A 16,388-nucleotide genomic window follows, 5' to 3' on the forward strand; every position below is an offset into this window, starting at 1 on the left:
CATTGTAGTGTTTGTATTCTTTTTAAATGTCCGCCTAAAAAGTTTAAATTCTAAGCAAATGTAATACGTTCAGACGTAAAATTGTGTATTTAGTCGCAAACAGGTGCGTTTTTGGGCGTAGATGTTTAAAATAAATAGAAATAATTATTATTAACATAAAGTGAGATAGCTATGTGTGTTGTGCGCGTAAGGTTAGCCTTAGCCTTTATCGTTTTATCTTTTAACACTTCGTTGCTAACAGCAAAGGAAATTGCCGTTGATTTAATTTATCCCCAAGTAAATCAATTCTCAGAGCAACTAGCGCTGTCGGGCACGATTAAATCAAAACAAGATGCCAAGGTCACTGTATTACAACAAGGCGTTGTGGCAAAACTATTTGTAGAAGCTGGCGACCACGTAAGCGCTGGTGACATATTACTTGAATTAAACAGTAGTATTGCAAAAGCCCAGTATCAGCAAGCGTTAGCAAGCTTAGAGGCAAACGAAATAGCTTATCAAGAAGCACTGCGTTTGTATCAAGAAGTAATTAAACTGTCAAAGCAGCAGGTGGTTGCAAAAACATTAATTGCTGAGCGCAAAGCAACACGTGCTAAAGCGTTAGCTGCTGTGTCTCAAGCTAAGGCGTTGCTTGCTGAGCGAAAAGAAATTGTAAATCGACATACGCTTCGTGCACCATTTTCAGGTGTCATTATGAACCGTTTTGCGGAGGTGGGTGAATGGGTAACGCCACAAGCCACTGTTTTTTCGCTAGTTGCAAACGACAAACTGCGACTTGAACTTGAAATTCCACAAGAATATTACGCTAATTTTAAGCAAACGAATTTAGTTGCTAACATCACACCGGATTTGCAACACGCAAGCCAATTTAAAGCCGGAATTTCTAATGTCGTTGGCGCAACAAGCGAATTATCACGTACCTTTAAAGTGTTTATAGATATCGATAAATCAATCGCACTCATTCCGGGTATTTCAGCAACGGCAACCATTGCACTACAGCAATCAGCACAAGAAAAACTATGGTTGCCAAAAACAGCATTAAAGCACCATCCGGATGGCGGATACAGCGTGTTTTCTGTCACCAACAACGTAGCCAAACGTCATATCGTTAATGTAATTGCAGAACAAGCAGAACGCATTGCCGTAACGAATGCACCAAGTAATCATGCATTTGTTATGAGTGGTGTTGAAGCACTCAGCGATGGCTTAAAAGTAACGGTAAGCTCAGTTAAGGGAAGTGCGCAATGATCACAGCGGCAGTAAAACGCGGCACGTTAGTTGCGGTTTGTGTATTGATCACCAGCATATTGGGATTAGTAACCGCGCTTAACATTCCGGTGCAAATGATCCCCGATCTTGAAGTCAGAACCATTACTGTGCAAACCGGTTGGCCTGGTGCGACTCCACAGGATGTAGAAAAAGAAATCATTATCGAACAAGAACGTTATTTACGTGGGCTTGCTAACCTGTCACGTATGGTGTCTTACAGCGAAATGGGCTCTGCCAGCATTGAATTGGAGTTTCCATTTGGTGTTGATGCCAACGATGCGCTTATTCGTGTTAACAACGCGCTCAGTCAAGTTCCTGCATACCCCGAAAACGTTGACCAACCACGACTGTTTTCAAGCTCGTTTTCTGGCAATGCGTTTATGTACTTTACGCTTAAACCTCTGGCGGGTAACCCACTTGAGTTAGATGTCGATTTGTTACGCGATTTTGCTGACGACTATGTGCGACCGCGCATGGAAAGTGTCTCTGGTGTATCAGAAGTGCGAGTTGGCGGCGGTGCGCAAAGGCAAATTCAAATTAAAGTCAACGCACACCGATTAGCACAGCGCGGAATTAGTTTACCAGAATTAAGAACCGCAATTCGTAGTCGTAACAAAGATGCCTCAGCAGGTGATATTGAATCAGGCACAAGCCGTTATTTGTTGCGTGTAGTTTCGCGCTTTGAAAGCTTAAACGAGTTAGAAAACCTGATTATTGCACGTAAAAATGGGGCAAATATTCTGCTCAAAGAAGTGGCTAGCGTAACGCTTGACCATTTTGAAACACGTGGCATGTCTTTTTCCGATGGCGAACGCACATTAAGTTTATCGGTGCGCCGCGAAAGTGGCTCAAATGTACTAGCAATTAAAGACGCGATGTTACCGATTGTCGCTGAGCTAAATCAGCAACTGTTAAGTCAAAATGGCTTAGAGTTAAAATTGATGAGTGATGACGTGAAATACGTGCGCAGCTCATTACAAAATGTTTGGGTAAATTTGGCGCTAGGAGGCTTGCTTGCAACCTTAGTCATGTATTTTTTCTTGCGTTCAGGTCGTGCCACATTGGTGGGTATTATTGGTATTCCACTTTGTACCATCGCCGCGTTTTTAGCGCTTAGTTTATTTGGTCGAACCATTAATGTTATTTCCCTTGCTGGTGTGGCATTCGCAATTGGTATGACGGTGGATAATACCATTGTAGTGTTAGAGGCGATTGTGCAAGCAAAGGTAAATGGTACCAGTAAACGCGACGCCGCAATTAACGGGGTTAAAGAAGTATGGCCAGCGGTACTTGCATCAACCGCAACAACCGTTATGGTATTTGCGCCGATTTTATTTGTGCAACAAGAAGCCGGTCAGCTTTATTCTGATATCGCTATCGCGATTTCAGGTGCCATTATCGCCTCAATGTTGGTTGCGATATTTATTGTTCCTACGGCTATTGCCAATATTGGTAAAAAACAAGAACTCAGTGAAGGTAAGCAGCTGCAACTGTCAAACAAGTGGCTAAAACCGGCAGCATGGCTCAGCAAATCAACAAAACGCGCGCGTATTGCCGTTGCCATTTTCGCTGTAGGTATTTTGGGTAGTGCACTTTGGTTTATGCCTGCGGCAGAATATTTGCCTGAAGGAGAAGAACCAAAAGCGTTTTCTATGATGATTGCGCCGCCAAGTTACAACTTGTCTGAAATGCAAAAAATTGGTAAAGAATTACGGGAATATTTTGATGGGTATATTCACGCCGATAGCGCCGATTTTCTTGCCGGTAAAGAGGCGATGCCACCGCTTGATTATTACTCAATGTCGGTATCAGTAGGGCGTATTTGGTTCTTAAGTGCACCAGTTAATCCAGACCATATTAATCAAATGATGGAAGCGGTAACCGATAAATTCCGCTCTTATCCGAACATGCGTGCATTTAGTTCGCGAGGTTCAATTATATCAAGTAATGATGGCGGCACGCGTGCAGTTGCAGTAGATATTGCGGGCAGTAATATTATTGATTTATACGGCGCGGCAGAAGCCGTTTATGAGCAAGCCAATGTGGTGTTTGATAAGCCGCAAATAAACTCAGATCCCGGCTCGTTAGCGCTTGAACAGCCGCTAGTTGAAATTAAACCGCGTTGGCAGCGCTTAGCCGAATTAGGCATTAATAACAGTGATTTTGGCTATGCAATCGCGGCTATGAGCGATGGTGCCTATGTTGACGAGTTTATTCTAAACGATGACAAAATTGACATGTTTTTGTTTAGCGGTGCTGGCAATCGCCAAAATATGGCGGAGCTTGCCAGCTCTCCAATAGTAACGCCTTCGGGTAATATTTTACCGCTTCACGCTTTGGCTGATTTAACCAATTCAAATAACAGTAACTCAATTCGTCGTGTTGACGGTAATCGTACTGTGACTGTGTACATTATCCCGCCGCGAGATGTTGCGTTAGAAACAGCGGAACAATTAGTGCGCAATGAGTTGTTACCAGCCCTTTGGCAGCAAGGTAAAATCGCACAAGGTATCAAAGTGAATATTAGTGGCGCGGCTGACCAATTAGAAGCAACTAAAGAGGCACTTTCAAGTAACTTTATTATTGCCTTGGCACTGAGTTACTTGTTATTGGTAGCCATATTTACACATTGGCGCTATCCGTTATTTATTTTGGCAACAGTACCATTAGGCATGGCTGGCGGCCTATTAGGCCTTGTGCTTGTGAATGGGGTAAATAGCGTGTTAGGTAGTATTGGTTTAAGTAGTTATCACCAACCGTTTGATATGATCACCATGTTAGGCTTTTTAATTTTACTTGGCACTGTGGTTAACAATCCAATTCTTATTGTTGATCAAACCCGCCGTTTTGTTATTGAACAGGGGTTAAGTGTAAAGCAGGCAGTTGAACAAGCACTGGAAAAACGCTTAATGCCCATTCTTATGTCTACTGCTACTACTTTATTTGGCTTAGCGCCGCTTGTGTTAATCCCTGGGGATGGCACAGAGCTTTACCGCGGGGTAGGTGTGATTGTAATGAGTGGTATTTTGGTTTCTACAATACTTACGTTGACATTCTTACCCGCATTACTTGTTGCTGTGGTAAAAGAAAAACGATAAAGCATTTGCTAATTGTGCAGTGTTTATAAAAGGCCCGAGTTTTAAGGGCCTTTTTTGTGCTTTGGCAATTGGTTTAATGGGCGTTACCAGGTAAAGTTTAAATATACTAATCTAGCTATCTAAAACCATGTCATTAGAGCGTTATATACCGTTTCGTAAGTCTGATGTTGTGAGCATGTGTCAAACACTATTACCAACTGAAGAACACGCATCATTTAACGAGTTTGCAGAACTCTTTTCTAGCATTATTCATTTTGAATACCATAAACGTTTGGAGTTACTGAAAGATAATTATGCACCGTTTGACCCGAACGCAGACACGCGTAATTTAACGCCATTATCTGAAAACGATAAACTCGCGTGCCAAAAACGTTTCGCGCAGGCCTTTAGTGATATTCTTAACGCGGCGAATTTTGAGCGGATCACCGACCAAGATTTAAAAGACGTGCTAAGCGAAGAATCACTTTTTAAAGTAAGACTTGAGGTGGCGTTTGATGATTTTGCTGAAGTCGTTTTTTATCGCCGCGGCGCCTCTCAAAAAGACGAAACGTTACGCACTTGGTGGGGGCTTAAGAAACAAGCTATTCGCTTTACCAATTATGAACGAGTTGCGGTGTTTATCCGTTTTAAAGACGAGGAATACTTTCAACACGCTAAAAAAACGCCATTAGGATTTGAGCCTGGTTCAACCATTATTAAGCTCTTTCAAAACGTACCAAAAGCTGATTTAGAAATGTTGTTTCCTAACAGCGAAGTGCGCATGAGGCCAATAGATAAAGTGATCATAAGTGCATCAGCCGCTGTTGGTGGCGCCGTTGTTTTGGTGACAAAATTGGGCACGTCGATTATTTTGCTGGTTGCGCTGTTATCGTATTGGTTAGGACTTCGAAGTGAAGGCGTGGAGTTTAGTCAGCAACATTTAATCAGTCTTGGGCTTGGTTTAGCGGTATTTGGCAGCTTCATTTTTAAAGAATGGACTAAATTTAAAAACAGAAAAATTAAGTTTATGAAAGCGTTATCAGATAACCTTTATTTTAAAAACTTAGACAATAATGCTGGCGTATTTCATACCTTAGTCGACGCGGCAGAAGAAGAGGACTGCAAAGAAGCGATTATCGCATATAGCTTTTTACTTAACGCTGGCAAACCGCAAAGCGCAGACGAATTAGACAACGCAATTGAAAGCTGGTTTGAACATAATTACCAATGTACCTTAGATTTTGAAATTAGCGATGCATTAGCTAAATTAGAACGTTTTAAACTCGTTTCAAAACAAAAAGACGGGTATACCGCGTTGCCTCTTAAACATGCCAAAACGCAATTAGATAATTTATGGGATAACTTTTTTCAATATTAAGTGTCAAAACACATAATGTGTTTTAGTGTTTGTAATTTCGCTTTATAAAACTGGTTTAGGAGTATGTACATTGATAGCCCATTTAAAATCTTTACTATCTAAATTTAACGACACCGCGGTAGAGCGCGCTGCAATCGACTTTGAAACGGGCTTGGCGGCCTTACTGGTAGAGGTAATGCGTGCAGACGGCAACGTGCTCACTGAAGAGTTAGAGAATATTCAAAATACATTGATTCATTATTGCGAGTTAGAACTTGATGCCGCGAGCCGTTTGTTAACAAAAGCAAAGCAATTGGTTGAACAAGCCATTGATCTATATTCGTTTGTTAACGTAGTGAACGAACATACTAGCGATATTGAACGTATTGAGATTATAGAGCTGCTATGGCAAGTGGCATTTGCTGATGGTCAAATTGATGGGCAAGAAGATCATGTTATTCGTAAAATCGCCGGTCTAATGTATGTTACCCACGCTGACTTTATTCAGGCCAAGATTAATGTTGATGAGAGCAGAAAACAATAAGTTTAAGCGAACCATAAGCTTATATAAAGCGGTTTTATTCATTTTTGCGTTTAGTGCACACAGCGCAGAAACTGTCACGCTCCATAACGCAGATACACAGGTCACGTATAAAAATTTGTCATCACTTTCAGTGTCTCACCAAACAAAGGTAAAAGCGTGGTTAAACTTTGGCATTAATGCGAATAAGCGTGTGTTGGGTTTACCGAGGCAAGCGCATTACTATTTTGATTTAAATCCCCGTTATTTTGCCACCGAACCCGTACCCTGGGCGCGTATTAATAGAGGTGGTGTTGATACCGTTGAGCTTCACTTTTACCGTTATGCGTCGCTTACAAGCTTAAAACGTGATTGGACCTTGTATCATGAACTCTCTCATCTCTATCATCCGCTCTTTGATTACAAAGACTTTTGGCTAGCTGAGGGGTTGGCGACTTACTTACAAAATCGCGTTATGTTACACAATCAACTGATAAGTGGTGATGAATTTATCCACCGCATCAGTGCGGGATTACAGCGTGGTAAACTTAATACTAAACAAAATAAAGGCCAATTAAATAGCGTAAGTGAAAATATGTGGCAACGTAATGCGTATCAGCGGGTTTATTGGACCGGTGTTGCATTTTTTATTGAAGCTGAATCTCAGTTGAAAGCGCAAGATAAACCCGATTTAGTGTCACTAATCAAGCAGTATCAAATGTGCTGTCGTGAAAACGAGCAATATGCGAGTGATCAGCAAGCCAAACAGTTTTTGCAATCGCTCGATAGATTATCTCGCTCAGGTATTTTTACGTCGCTTTACCGTCGATATCAAACACGAGAAGATTTTCCGGTAATTTCAAAATCACAAATAGCCACGCTCACTACGCCTTTTACACCAAAATCGCAATTGCAATAAGTAAGTTCATTTAAGGTTAACTTTTAACCTGCTAATTTTTATTTTGAAAGTGTGTAAATACAAAGCGTTTTAGGAAAACTAAGATGAATATGCAATTAAGCCGTGAAGAATTAACCATGTTATTAAGTGACAGCAATCATGTTGATACTGTGAATGTTGAGCAAAATGACGAGCTGTCATCCCTTATCACACGTTTTGAAGGGTTACAGCTGGAGTTACACAATCTATTGTGTTGCAACGTTGAAAAAGGCGATAAAGCTGAATTGTTACAAAAACTTAATCGCCTGACAATATTAAATGATGAATTTATAAATGAACTTAATCACTAACTATTTAGCGAGTACTTCAGTCATTTGTGAACTCATTTGATAATCATTTTGGTGTACGCTTGATAGTAAATGCCATTCGCTATGCGCTTTTTCAGCGGTAAATGTTACTGTCATAAAACCACGCTGATGGATATTGGCATATTCAAGGTCGTCTACTAACAATTTAAGCGCTTCCGCAAATTGTAATGCCATTTGCTCCGGTAATTGTAGGTAGTATTCAAGTCCTGGCGAGCTTACAGAGCTTGTTGCAAACTCATAGCCACACACATTACCTTTCCCATCTTTTAGCTGTCCACCCCACGCGTTGTGAGTATCACCCGCAAGCGCAATTAAATTCTTATTAAATTCATTGGCCGTTTGTAAAATTAACTCGCGTTCAACTGGGTAGCCATCCCATGCATCTAAATTGTATGGTGCCAAAGTCGTAACGCGGGCTTTTTCCATTTCTGTTAGGGTAGGATCGCCTGCCAGTAATCGACCTTTGATTTGCGCAAGTTCTGTTAGTGTTTGAGCTGTTTGTGCACTCGGGTTAGCCAGTTCTGCAAGTAACTCTGCTGGAATATGCATACGATTCATTAATACTTGCTGTCCAAGCACTTGCCATGTTGCGTTTGAGTTAATCATGCCATCTTGCAGCCAAATTAATTGGTCAGTACCAATTAGCTTTTGTGTTGGTTCGATTAAATCTAAGATAAAGCGGTTACTATCAATTTGACCTGTTACTGGATCAATGTAGTTTGCATAATCTAACGGTTTTGCGCGACTTTCATGACGAGTATCTAGCATATAAAGCGATACCAGATCACCATATTCAAATTGGCGATACAAACTTTCAGTTTGCCCCTTTACGTAAGGACGAATTGGCATCCATTCAAAATAGGCTTGTAATGCGGCAAGCTTACGTGCCGTAAAATCACCTTCACCATCGTTGTGGTTTTCCGCACCGTTTTTAAATGAATCGTTGGCAACTTCATGATCATCCCATACCGCAATAAATGGGCTATTGGCATGAAGCTGTTGTAATGATGTATCACTGCGATAAAGTGCGTAACGTTTGCGGTAGTCTTCTAGGGTGATAATTTCGCCCGCATTATCGTCAGCTAGTTCACGGCCAAGCGCTTGTGCATTTTCTGTGGCATAGCCGCCCATACCGTATTCGTAAATGTAGTCGCCAAGGTGTAATACTGCGTCAATATCCGTTAACTTGGCCGCTTCAGCGTAAGCGTGGAAATAACCTGCAGGGTAGTTTGCACACGACATTACAGCAAATTTAACCGAATCAACCGAACCTTGTGGCAGGGTTTTGAATTGACCTGTTGGTGATACTTCATTTTCGGTAACAAAACGATAATAGTATTTGCTACCTGCGTTAAGGCCTGCAAAGTCAATTTTTACTGTGTAGTCGTTTGATGCCAATGCAACTACAGTTTGTTGCACTCGGTTAATGTCAAAATTTTCGTCATCAGCGATTTGCAGTGTTAAATTAACCCCTTGCGGTGCGCCACTTGGGGTTACGCGTGTCCAAAGGATTATTGCATCACTAAGTGGGTCGCCGCTGGCAACACCATGATTAAAATTAATCGCAAAATCGTTTTTAGCAAGCTTGTTATCGTCGTCGCTATTACAACCAGTAAGTGACATCGCGATTGTCGCGGCGCCAAGACTATACATCGAGGCTTTTAAAAAATTTCGGCGTGAGAAGTTGTGACTCATAAGGTGACCTTTTGTTTTTTTTATTATCATAGCTACCATATATGACAAAATTAGGTCTGGTCAAACCTCCAACCACCTCATTGTTAATGGATGTAACAATTTTATTATAAAATTCATTTGCTTATTGAGATAACAAGATCAAAATTACATAAAAGCGCACTTTTATAAACGTGCGCTTTTATTGATAACGTTACGACGATTATTCGATTACAAAATCGTAATTAGTTGGTCTTTTGTTAAACGTGATTTTGGTAAAGTGGCGTTGTAATCTTCGCTTTCTTCATGGTAACCAATCGCAAGCGCAACTTCACACACGTAACCGTTTAACTCATCGGCAAATAATTCGCTGATCATTTCTTTATCAACGCCTTCCATTGGTGTTGAATCAATACCTAAACGCGCAACTGTGTGCATTGTATTACCCAGTGCAATGTAAGTTTGCGCCTTAGTCCAATGTGCGTTGTTACCATGTTCATCCGTATTTAAATCAACAAATGCAAACGCACCGAATGCTTGTTCTTTATTTTCAGCTAATGTACGGCCATTTTTTATATCAGTATCAATCACCTTTTCATAATCGCTGTGGGCGTATTTAGGGTTATAAGCGAATAGCAACGTATGAGACGCTGCCTTGATGTGCGGCTGATTAAACTGGAACTTGTTAACAAATTTTTGATGCATGCGCTGTTTCGCTTCATCAGAACTAATCACAATTATTTTCCAAGGCTGTGAGTTAATTGACGATGGTGATAAGCGAATGGCTTCTAAAATAATATCTAAGTCTGATTGTGAAATTCTTTTACTCGCATCATAGCGTTTACTTGTATAACGACGATTTAGATCAGTAATAATTGGGTGTGTCATTGATTGCTCCTAACAAACAAGGTGCTGTTAAACTTGAGCCTATTGTAAAACTTGATTATTTAAATAAAAACACGGTAATGTTTGAATCATTATCAAAAAATATTAGTTAATATGTTAATAGCCGATTTAAAACTCATTTTAAAAATTGCTGAACTTAACAGTATTTCTGCTGCGGCAGTATCCCTTGATATGCAAGCGGCAACAGCTAGTGCAGCGTTAAAACGTGTTGAGGCTGAGCTTGGTGTCGAACTGTTTGTTCGTACTACCCGTCATTTGAGGCTGTCAAACGCCGGTGAGCGCTTTTTACCACAATGCCAAGAAGCAATAAATCTACTCTCTATCGCAAAGCAAAACATTAAAGTTGATAATAAAGACATTGAGGGCGAATTACGCGTTGCTTTATCGTCCGATTTAGGGCGAAACATTGTAATACCTTGGCTAGATGAGCTGCTTGATAGTTACCCACATTTACGTTTGCGCAGTCATATTAGTGACAGCAATATTGATTTTTATCGTGACTCAGTTGATCTGGCGCTTCGTTATGGCAAGCCAAGCGATACAAACTTATATGGTTTTAAAATTTGTAATATCCCAAAGCTACTGTGTGCAACTCCTGAATATTTAAGCCAAAATGGCGAACCAATTAAACCGTCTGATTTACAAGCGCATCAAGGGCTTTTTTATCAGCTACAAGATCGCATCAACGACACTTGGGAGTTTTTAGATAACGACAAGGTAATAAAAGTAAAAATGAAAGGTCGACGTGCGGCTAACGACGGAGATTTGGTGAGACGATGGTGTTTAAAAGGCAAAGGCCTTGCCGTTAAATCAGCAATAGATATTGCCGACGATCTGGTTGAGGGAAGAGCGGTGACATTAATGCCTAAATTCCCCCATAAAAGTACCGAGTTGTGGCTTATTTGCCCAAGTAGACAATCGATCACCCCTGCCGTGCGATTAGTGCGAGATGAGTGCAGAAAACGAACGAAAGCACTGCTGCAAAAACTGATAGATAAAGGAATATTGACGAAAAGCGTACTTGATTAGTTATTTGCGTTAAAAAGAAAAATTACGTTTAAACCTTTTTGATGGTGTGCTGCGACAAATAAAGTCAAAAGGGAGAATTACATTGAACAAATTAGTACACGCAATTTTTTTAACGCTATCTTTGTCGGCATGTGCGGAACAAGCCGTAGACTGTTCGGTATTTGACGAACAAGCAAAATCGAAATACATCTTGCCATTTCAAAAAGGTGAATCCTATAAAGTAGAAGTTGCAACCGGCCATTACCGAGCAAGTAATGGTGGCGTAGGGTTGTATGCAGTTGATTTTAATATGCCTATCGGTACAACAATTGTTGCAGCTAGAGCGGGTGAGGTTGTAGCCGTTCGCGAGCAATTTGAAGATTGGAACGGGAAAGATTTAGCTGAGAATTTTGTCTTTATTAAGCATGCTGATGGCACTGTTGCGCGTTATTTTCACCTAACTCATTTAGGCGCTTTGGTAGAAGAAGGTGAGCAGGTAAAACAAGGTCAGATCATTGCTAAAAGTGGTAACACTGGGCAATCGGGTGGGCCACATTTACATTTTGATGTGCAAACATGCGGGCCAAATTTACCACCACACTATAACCAAAAACCATGTGGACAAACGTTACCCGTCGTTTTTGAAAATACTAAGCCCCATCAATGCGGTATTGAAGCTGGAAAAGTTTACAAAGCAATATAGTGCGTAATAAAAAATGAATAGCCACAACCTTGTGGCTGTGGTTATTAATAAGTGGAATTTAGTTAAATTAGTCTTTTTGCGCCGCGATAACAGATACTTCCACTAATAACTCAGGGCGCGCCATTGCTGCTTCAACGCAAGCTCTTGCAGGTGCATGACCTTCTGGCACCCATGCATCCCATACTTCGTTCATTTCTTTGAAATACTGCATGTCTTTAATGTAAACAGTTGCACTTAACATATGTTCGCGACTGCTACCTGATTCAATAAGTAATTCATCCACTTTATCGAGCATGGTTTGCGTTTGTTCTTTAATATCTTTAGTGGCATCTGCGCATACCTGACCACATAAATAGACTGTTTTATTGTGAATTACGATGCGGCTCATGCGCTGTTTTGTTTGCATGCGTTGAATGGTCATATGGGTTCCTAAACCTTGGTGATGTAAATTGGCAAAACTGTAGCAAAACAAACAAGTAATTAGTATTGAAAACACAATGAAAGTTATAAAACATGGGTGTAGCTTATAACTGAATTGTTATATATTAGTGGCTCAAATTAATAAGGCTAACTTAATGAAATTAAAATTTATCTTACTGTTCATTTTTACAATTTTGTGCTTTGGGGCGTTTGCAAATGAATCAAAACCAATGACAGAGCAACAGCAAGAAAAGGCAATAAAAGAGCTCAACGAACCGCTGTATCGCCCGCTTTTGGAGCGTTACGTATTAGACGAGCTGAAATCGTTACGACAAGACCAGCAAAAGCTGCGTGAAGACACAACAAAACAAATTACCCATACGGAATTAAGTGCAGCAGACAGAGCGCTTGATTATACCAATGACACCATAAACAATGTGATGTTTATTATTACTGCAACCGCGACAATTTTGATTTTGGTTGGTTGGAACTCGTTGCGCGACGTAAAAAATAAAGTAGAAAGCATTGTTAATGAACGGGTTAAAAGTATTACCGATGAGTATGAAAGCCGTTTAGGTGTACTCGAAAGTGAATTAAAAGAGCGCTCAGAAGAGATTATTAATAACCATCGGAAAATTACCATTACCAACGAAGTACATTCGCTATGGATGCGTGCAGCATTAGAAAGCGATGTTAATTCGAAAATTGAAATTTACGATGAAATTTTAAAGCGTAAACCTGATGATGTAGAAGCGATTACCTATAAAGCTGATGCATTATTGGAGCAAGGTAAAACAGTTAAAGCGATTGCTCTTTGTAATCAAGCAATTGAAGAAGAAGAAGATTATGGTTACGCCTATTGGCAGCGTGCGTGTGCCTATGCACAAGAAAATCGTTTAAGTGATTCAATGGATGATTTGCATATGGCGCTTAAGCTATCGCCGAATTTAAAGAACGAGCTAGTAAACGAAGTTGCGTTTGAAAACTTACAAGTGTTACCAGCATTCTTAAAATTGTTGGACGATGCCGGTGTAAAACTGGGTGAATAATCGCAAATAGCATTCGCTTAGTTACGCGACATTACGCGATATCAGTTTGGGAAATTTTACTCTGATATCGCGTTAGCCGATAAAACTACTTAAAAACCTGAGCGTACTTTATCTCACCTTGTTAGCTTGGTTGAATACTCGCTATCATCATTGCAATTGGGCAAACTAGGCCAATAAGCCATACGCTTGAACGTAACACATGCCAATTTACGTAGTAACACACACAGTATAAAACCCGCGCAATTAAATAAATAATTGCCAGCGTTTCGGTTGTAGCCGTGATGGTGTTAGAGGCAAAAACAACAACTAATGCAATAGTAAAAATAAGTAATGACTCAAAGCTGTTTTGATGTGCCGCTAATGCGCGTGCACCAAATCCTGTAAGCTTACTTTGTTGTGCGCGTGGATGGCGATTGTCATAGCCATCGAGCTTGTTCATTGCAATTGCGACAGGTGCTTTTGCTAAATAGGGAAGTAAGGCGGCAATAATGGCGCAAACGATGAGTGTATTCATAATTACTCTTTAATAAATGTGATGTTAGTGACACCCAGCTTTCTAAAGTATTCATCTCTAAAGTTACGAATTGCCGCTTTGTCTTTTGCGTACAAAGTTACTTGATGCTCCATTTTGGAATACTCCGCAATATCGAACCCTTCTGCCGCGGCGATTGCCTCAAACATAGAATTATATTTGTCTTGTGCGAAGTTAATTAACTTTTGCTGCTGGTTATATGTGTATTGAATTTTCTTAGCCATGTTAAACCTAAGGATAAAATTTACCTGCATTGTACTTAACAGGTAAACGGGTTGATATACGTACGCGCTAATTTAATCGATTAATTGCATTTAAGTTTATTTGCTAATGCTTGGTACGCATATAATGCGCGCAGTGCGTCTGAACTATTTCGGCTTACCTTTTGATAGTGTGTGATTAAGCGATTGAGGTACTGCGATTTTTCGCATTGTTTAGTGCTATGCCATAGTTTGTCGCCAATAGGCGATATTGCTATACCTTGGTTTTTATTGCGTGTTACGTGCAGAATTTCGTAAAACCGTTTGTTTTCAGAAATAAGCGATTCATCTATTAATGTGTAGTTTAATGCAATTAATTGCTGACGAAGTGTAAACGTATGATGCACTGGGCAAATGATAAATTCGAGCGCTACATTACTAAAGCGCGCCGTTAATTGTTGAATAAACTCCGCCGCTAAATCACCGCCCACTCCCGCAATAATTATTAGGTGACGACCTGGGTATTGATCAAGTGGGAGATCGTTAACACTCATTGTATGGCAGTGCCAATTTTTATAAGGCAACTGCTGAGAGTCAGCCTGCGTACTGAGCCCATTTTTCACGCCTTTCATAATGTGCGCTGAAATATCAACAAAGTGTATGGTGCTAGATGGATTACTTGAGAGTAAAGCCATGCCTAAGTAGCCGTGATCACAACATGTATCCCAAATATGGTGATACGGATTTTTGATTTTATTGGCGATGGATTGCAGGCGGTAAGATAATGGCATAACGATAATAGGCGAAAATAATAAACTTAAACAGCTGCATTTTAACAAGTTATCATTTATAAATCCCAATCTAGTGTGTATGTTTTATTCATTTTGCGTTTGCGTGAATATGAAAATAGTGATTGTCAGTAGAAGCGGTCGACCACATTCAAATAGTTTGCAGTTAGCAACCAAGATAAGCGAACACTTTGCACGATTAGACATTGAATTTAATTTAGTAGATTTAAGCGAAATGACGCAACTACTACATCATTACGAAACGCATAATGATGGAGTACTTAATAAGCAAAAAGCGCTACTTCTTGAAAAATTATATTCAAGTGATGGCATTGTGATTGTAGCACCGGAGTGGGACGGTATGTTGCCGCCGGTGCTACATAATTTTTTTACTGCTCAGTGCTTATGGCTCTGCATCTGGCTTTCCGCTCGGTCATAAGCCTGCGTTAGCCATTGGAATATCAACGTCAGGCGGTGGACACAATCCAGTTAGTTTATTAAAAGGCTATAGTGCTAAAAATTCACACTTGGTTTGGTTACCATTTCACGTGATTATTAACAATGTAGATGATTTTATTATGAGTTTTGCTGAAAAAGATAACGCGCTTTGCAATAGGCAAAAAAACCTATTTTCCCGTCTAGAAGTTGGCTTACACGCGCTAGTAATCTATGCAACACAGCTCGCCCCAATTCGACACGAGCTCACTAAGCTTTCGATTAAACACCCATTTGGTCAATGAGTTACTAAGGGTTGTATACACGCAATAAAGGCTTGTTCAAATGACCGGCCATGACAGATATTGAGTTGTTTTAGTCGACTATCTTGCAGGGCACAGTTATGTGGTCTGCTTGCAACTTGACTTGGTTCGTTTATTGGCGAAAGTGTTGCTTCATCGATTTCAAGTTGCGTTGCTGCAATACATGCTATCTGATACTTGGTGTATGCTTGATTATCCGAAACGTGGAATATGCCACCGTTATCTGTGTTAGTGATTTTGCATAAATCAACAAGCGTTAAGGCAATGTCGTCAACATGGGTGGGATAACGAATAGCCCAATTGTCGTGCGAATTATTTGATTGTTGTTTAACTTGCTGTGCAATAACCGTAATTGCCGACTCGCTCAAGGTTTCAACTTGCCCATAAAGCACTGGCACACGAATAACGGTATGTGTTTTACACGTGTTTAAAACTATTTGTTCCCCCTGTGCTTTAGTTTCACCATAAAAATTAAGCGGGTTTAGCGTATCAGTTTCGCTATATGGCGGCGCTTTTCCGTCAAATACGTAGTCAGTACTGATAAAAAAGAATTGTGCGTTAATACGAGTAGCTTCTTTAGATAAATGCTCAGTTACTGAAAGGTTGAGGGCTTTGGTATGAGCGTGGTTGTTTTCGCATACATCTGGTTTTCGCTCAGCCGCCGCGTGAATAATAATATCGGGTTTAGTTTCATCAAGAAATTTCGTTACTGCCATATGCTGCGTTAAATCTAACTTAACGATTGGGCTTTGTGCACGACTGAATCCTGCGCCGATTACATTAAAGCCGTTGTCATTAAATATACGCATCAGTGCTCTGCCAAGTAGGCCTGTTGCACCTGTTATCAAAACTTTTTTCATGATTTTC

17 protein-coding genes are annotated in these 16,388 nt (G+C 40.3%); 10 read left to right on the forward strand and 7 right to left on the reverse strand.

Annotation, left to right across the window (positions count from 1 at the left end):
* The first annotated feature begins 171 nt into the window (after nt 1–171).
* The 6 genes from AN214_RS05385 to AN214_RS05410 all read left to right on the forward strand — a co-directional run bounded on the left by AN214_RS05385 (nt 172) and on the right by AN214_RS05410 (nt 7,468).
* Complete coding sequence (locus tag AN214_RS05385; RefSeq protein ID WP_054978762.1) at nt 172–1,245, forward strand: efflux RND transporter periplasmic adaptor subunit; 1,074 nt, start codon at nt 172–174, stop codon at nt 1,243–1,245.
* Entirely contained in the window at nt 1,242–4,364 is a 3,123-nt protein-coding gene (locus AN214_RS05390; RefSeq protein WP_054978763.1) for an efflux RND transporter permease subunit, read from the forward strand. The genes AN214_RS05385 and AN214_RS05390 overlap by 4 nt, the downstream gene beginning before the upstream one ends.
* Nucleotides 4,365–4,491: 127 nt before the next feature.
* Complete coding sequence (locus AN214_RS05395) at nt 4,492–5,721, forward strand: TMEM143 family protein (RefSeq protein WP_054978764.1); 1,230 nt, start codon at nt 4,492–4,494, stop codon at nt 5,719–5,721.
* Nucleotides 5,722–5,791: 70 nt separating this feature from the next.
* Nucleotides 5,792–6,244, forward strand: coding sequence for a TerB family tellurite resistance protein (locus AN214_RS05400; protein ID WP_054978765.1), 453 nt, complete (start codon nt 5,792–5,794; stop codon nt 6,242–6,244).
* A complete protein-coding gene (locus AN214_RS05405; RefSeq protein WP_054978766.1) occupies nt 6,219–7,139 on the forward strand; it encodes a hypothetical protein in 921 nt (306 codons plus the stop codon). The genes AN214_RS05400 and AN214_RS05405 overlap by 26 nt, the downstream gene beginning before the upstream one ends.
* A gap of 83 nt (nt 7,140–7,222) precedes the next feature.
* Complete coding sequence (locus AN214_RS05410) at nt 7,223–7,468, forward strand: hypothetical protein (protein WP_054978767.1); 246 nt, start codon at nt 7,223–7,225, stop codon at nt 7,466–7,468.
* Here the strand turns inward: AN214_RS05410 and AN214_RS05415 are convergent, their stop codons facing one another.
* Nucleotides 7,469–9,181, reverse strand: coding sequence for an alkaline phosphatase (locus AN214_RS05415; RefSeq protein ID WP_054978848.1), 1,713 nt, complete (start codon nt 9,179–9,181; stop codon nt 7,469–7,471).
* Between the two features lie 207 nt (nt 9,182–9,388).
* Nucleotides 9,389–10,045 (reverse strand): nitroreductase family protein, encoded by a 657-nt coding sequence (locus tag AN214_RS05420; RefSeq protein WP_054978768.1) that lies wholly within the window; start codon nt 10,043–10,045, stop codon nt 9,389–9,391.
* Between the two features lie 111 nt (nt 10,046–10,156).
* On the opposite strand from AN214_RS05420, the gene AN214_RS05425 reads away from it, so the two are divergent.
* Both AN214_RS05425 and AN214_RS05430 read left to right on the forward strand, forming a co-directional pair.
* Nucleotides 10,157–11,092, forward strand: a complete 936-nt coding sequence (locus AN214_RS05425; RefSeq protein WP_054978769.1) for a LysR family transcriptional regulator — start codon at nt 10,157–10,159, stop codon at nt 11,090–11,092.
* A gap of 82 nt (nt 11,093–11,174) precedes the next feature.
* Nucleotides 11,175–11,774 (forward strand): M23 family metallopeptidase, encoded by a 600-nt coding sequence (locus AN214_RS05430; RefSeq protein ID WP_054978770.1) that lies wholly within the window; start codon nt 11,175–11,177, stop codon nt 11,772–11,774.
* A 67-nt stretch (nt 11,775–11,841) separates the two neighbouring features.
* On the opposite strand, the gene AN214_RS05435 is transcribed toward AN214_RS05430, so the two are convergent.
* Complete coding sequence (locus tag AN214_RS05435) at nt 11,842–12,195, reverse strand: RidA family protein (RefSeq protein WP_054978771.1); 354 nt, start codon at nt 12,193–12,195, stop codon at nt 11,842–11,844.
* A gap of 154 nt (nt 12,196–12,349) precedes the next feature.
* Here AN214_RS05435 and AN214_RS05440 point away from each other — a divergent pair, with 154 nt between their 5' ends.
* The gene (locus AN214_RS05440; RefSeq protein ID WP_054978772.1) at nt 12,350–13,243 is read left to right on the forward strand and encodes a tetratricopeptide repeat protein; all 894 of its coding nucleotides are present in this window, start codon (nt 12,350–12,352) and stop codon (nt 13,241–13,243) included.
* 121 nt (nt 13,244–13,364) lie between these two features.
* Here the strand turns inward: AN214_RS05440 and AN214_RS05445 are convergent, their stop codons facing one another.
* The 3 genes from AN214_RS05445 to AN214_RS05455 form a co-directional block, all read right to left on the reverse strand.
* Nucleotides 13,365–13,757, reverse strand: a complete 393-nt coding sequence (locus AN214_RS05445) for an MAPEG family protein (RefSeq protein WP_054978773.1) — start codon at nt 13,755–13,757, stop codon at nt 13,365–13,367.
* 2 nt (nt 13,758–13,759) lie between these two features.
* Entirely contained in the window at nt 13,760–13,999 is a 240-nt protein-coding gene (locus AN214_RS05450; protein ID WP_054978849.1) for a DUF2960 family protein, read from the reverse strand.
* Between the two features lie 80 nt (nt 14,000–14,079).
* On the reverse strand, nt 14,080–14,766 hold the full coding sequence (locus tag AN214_RS05455; RefSeq protein ID WP_054978774.1) for a tRNA (adenine(22)-N(1))-methyltransferase TrmK: 687 nt from the start codon (nt 14,764–14,766) through the stop codon (nt 14,080–14,082).
* Between the two features lie 109 nt (nt 14,767–14,875).
* Between AN214_RS05455 and AN214_RS05460 the strand changes: the two genes are divergently transcribed.
* Entirely contained in the window at nt 14,876–15,202 is a 327-nt protein-coding gene (locus AN214_RS05460; RefSeq protein ID WP_054978775.1) for an NAD(P)H-dependent oxidoreductase, read from the forward strand.
* A 294-nt stretch (nt 15,203–15,496) separates the two neighbouring features.
* On the opposite strand, the gene AN214_RS05470 is transcribed toward AN214_RS05460, so the two are convergent.
* On the reverse strand, nt 15,497–16,381 hold the full coding sequence (locus AN214_RS05470) for an SDR family oxidoreductase (RefSeq protein WP_054978777.1): 885 nt from the start codon (nt 16,379–16,381) through the stop codon (nt 15,497–15,499).
* Between the last annotated feature and the right edge of the window lie 7 nt (nt 16,382–16,388).

This window comes from Pseudoalteromonas sp. P1-9, from assembly GCF_001399975.1.
In the GTDB taxonomy this organism is placed as follows: domain Bacteria; phylum Pseudomonadota; class Gammaproteobacteria; order Enterobacterales; family Alteromonadaceae; genus Pseudoalteromonas.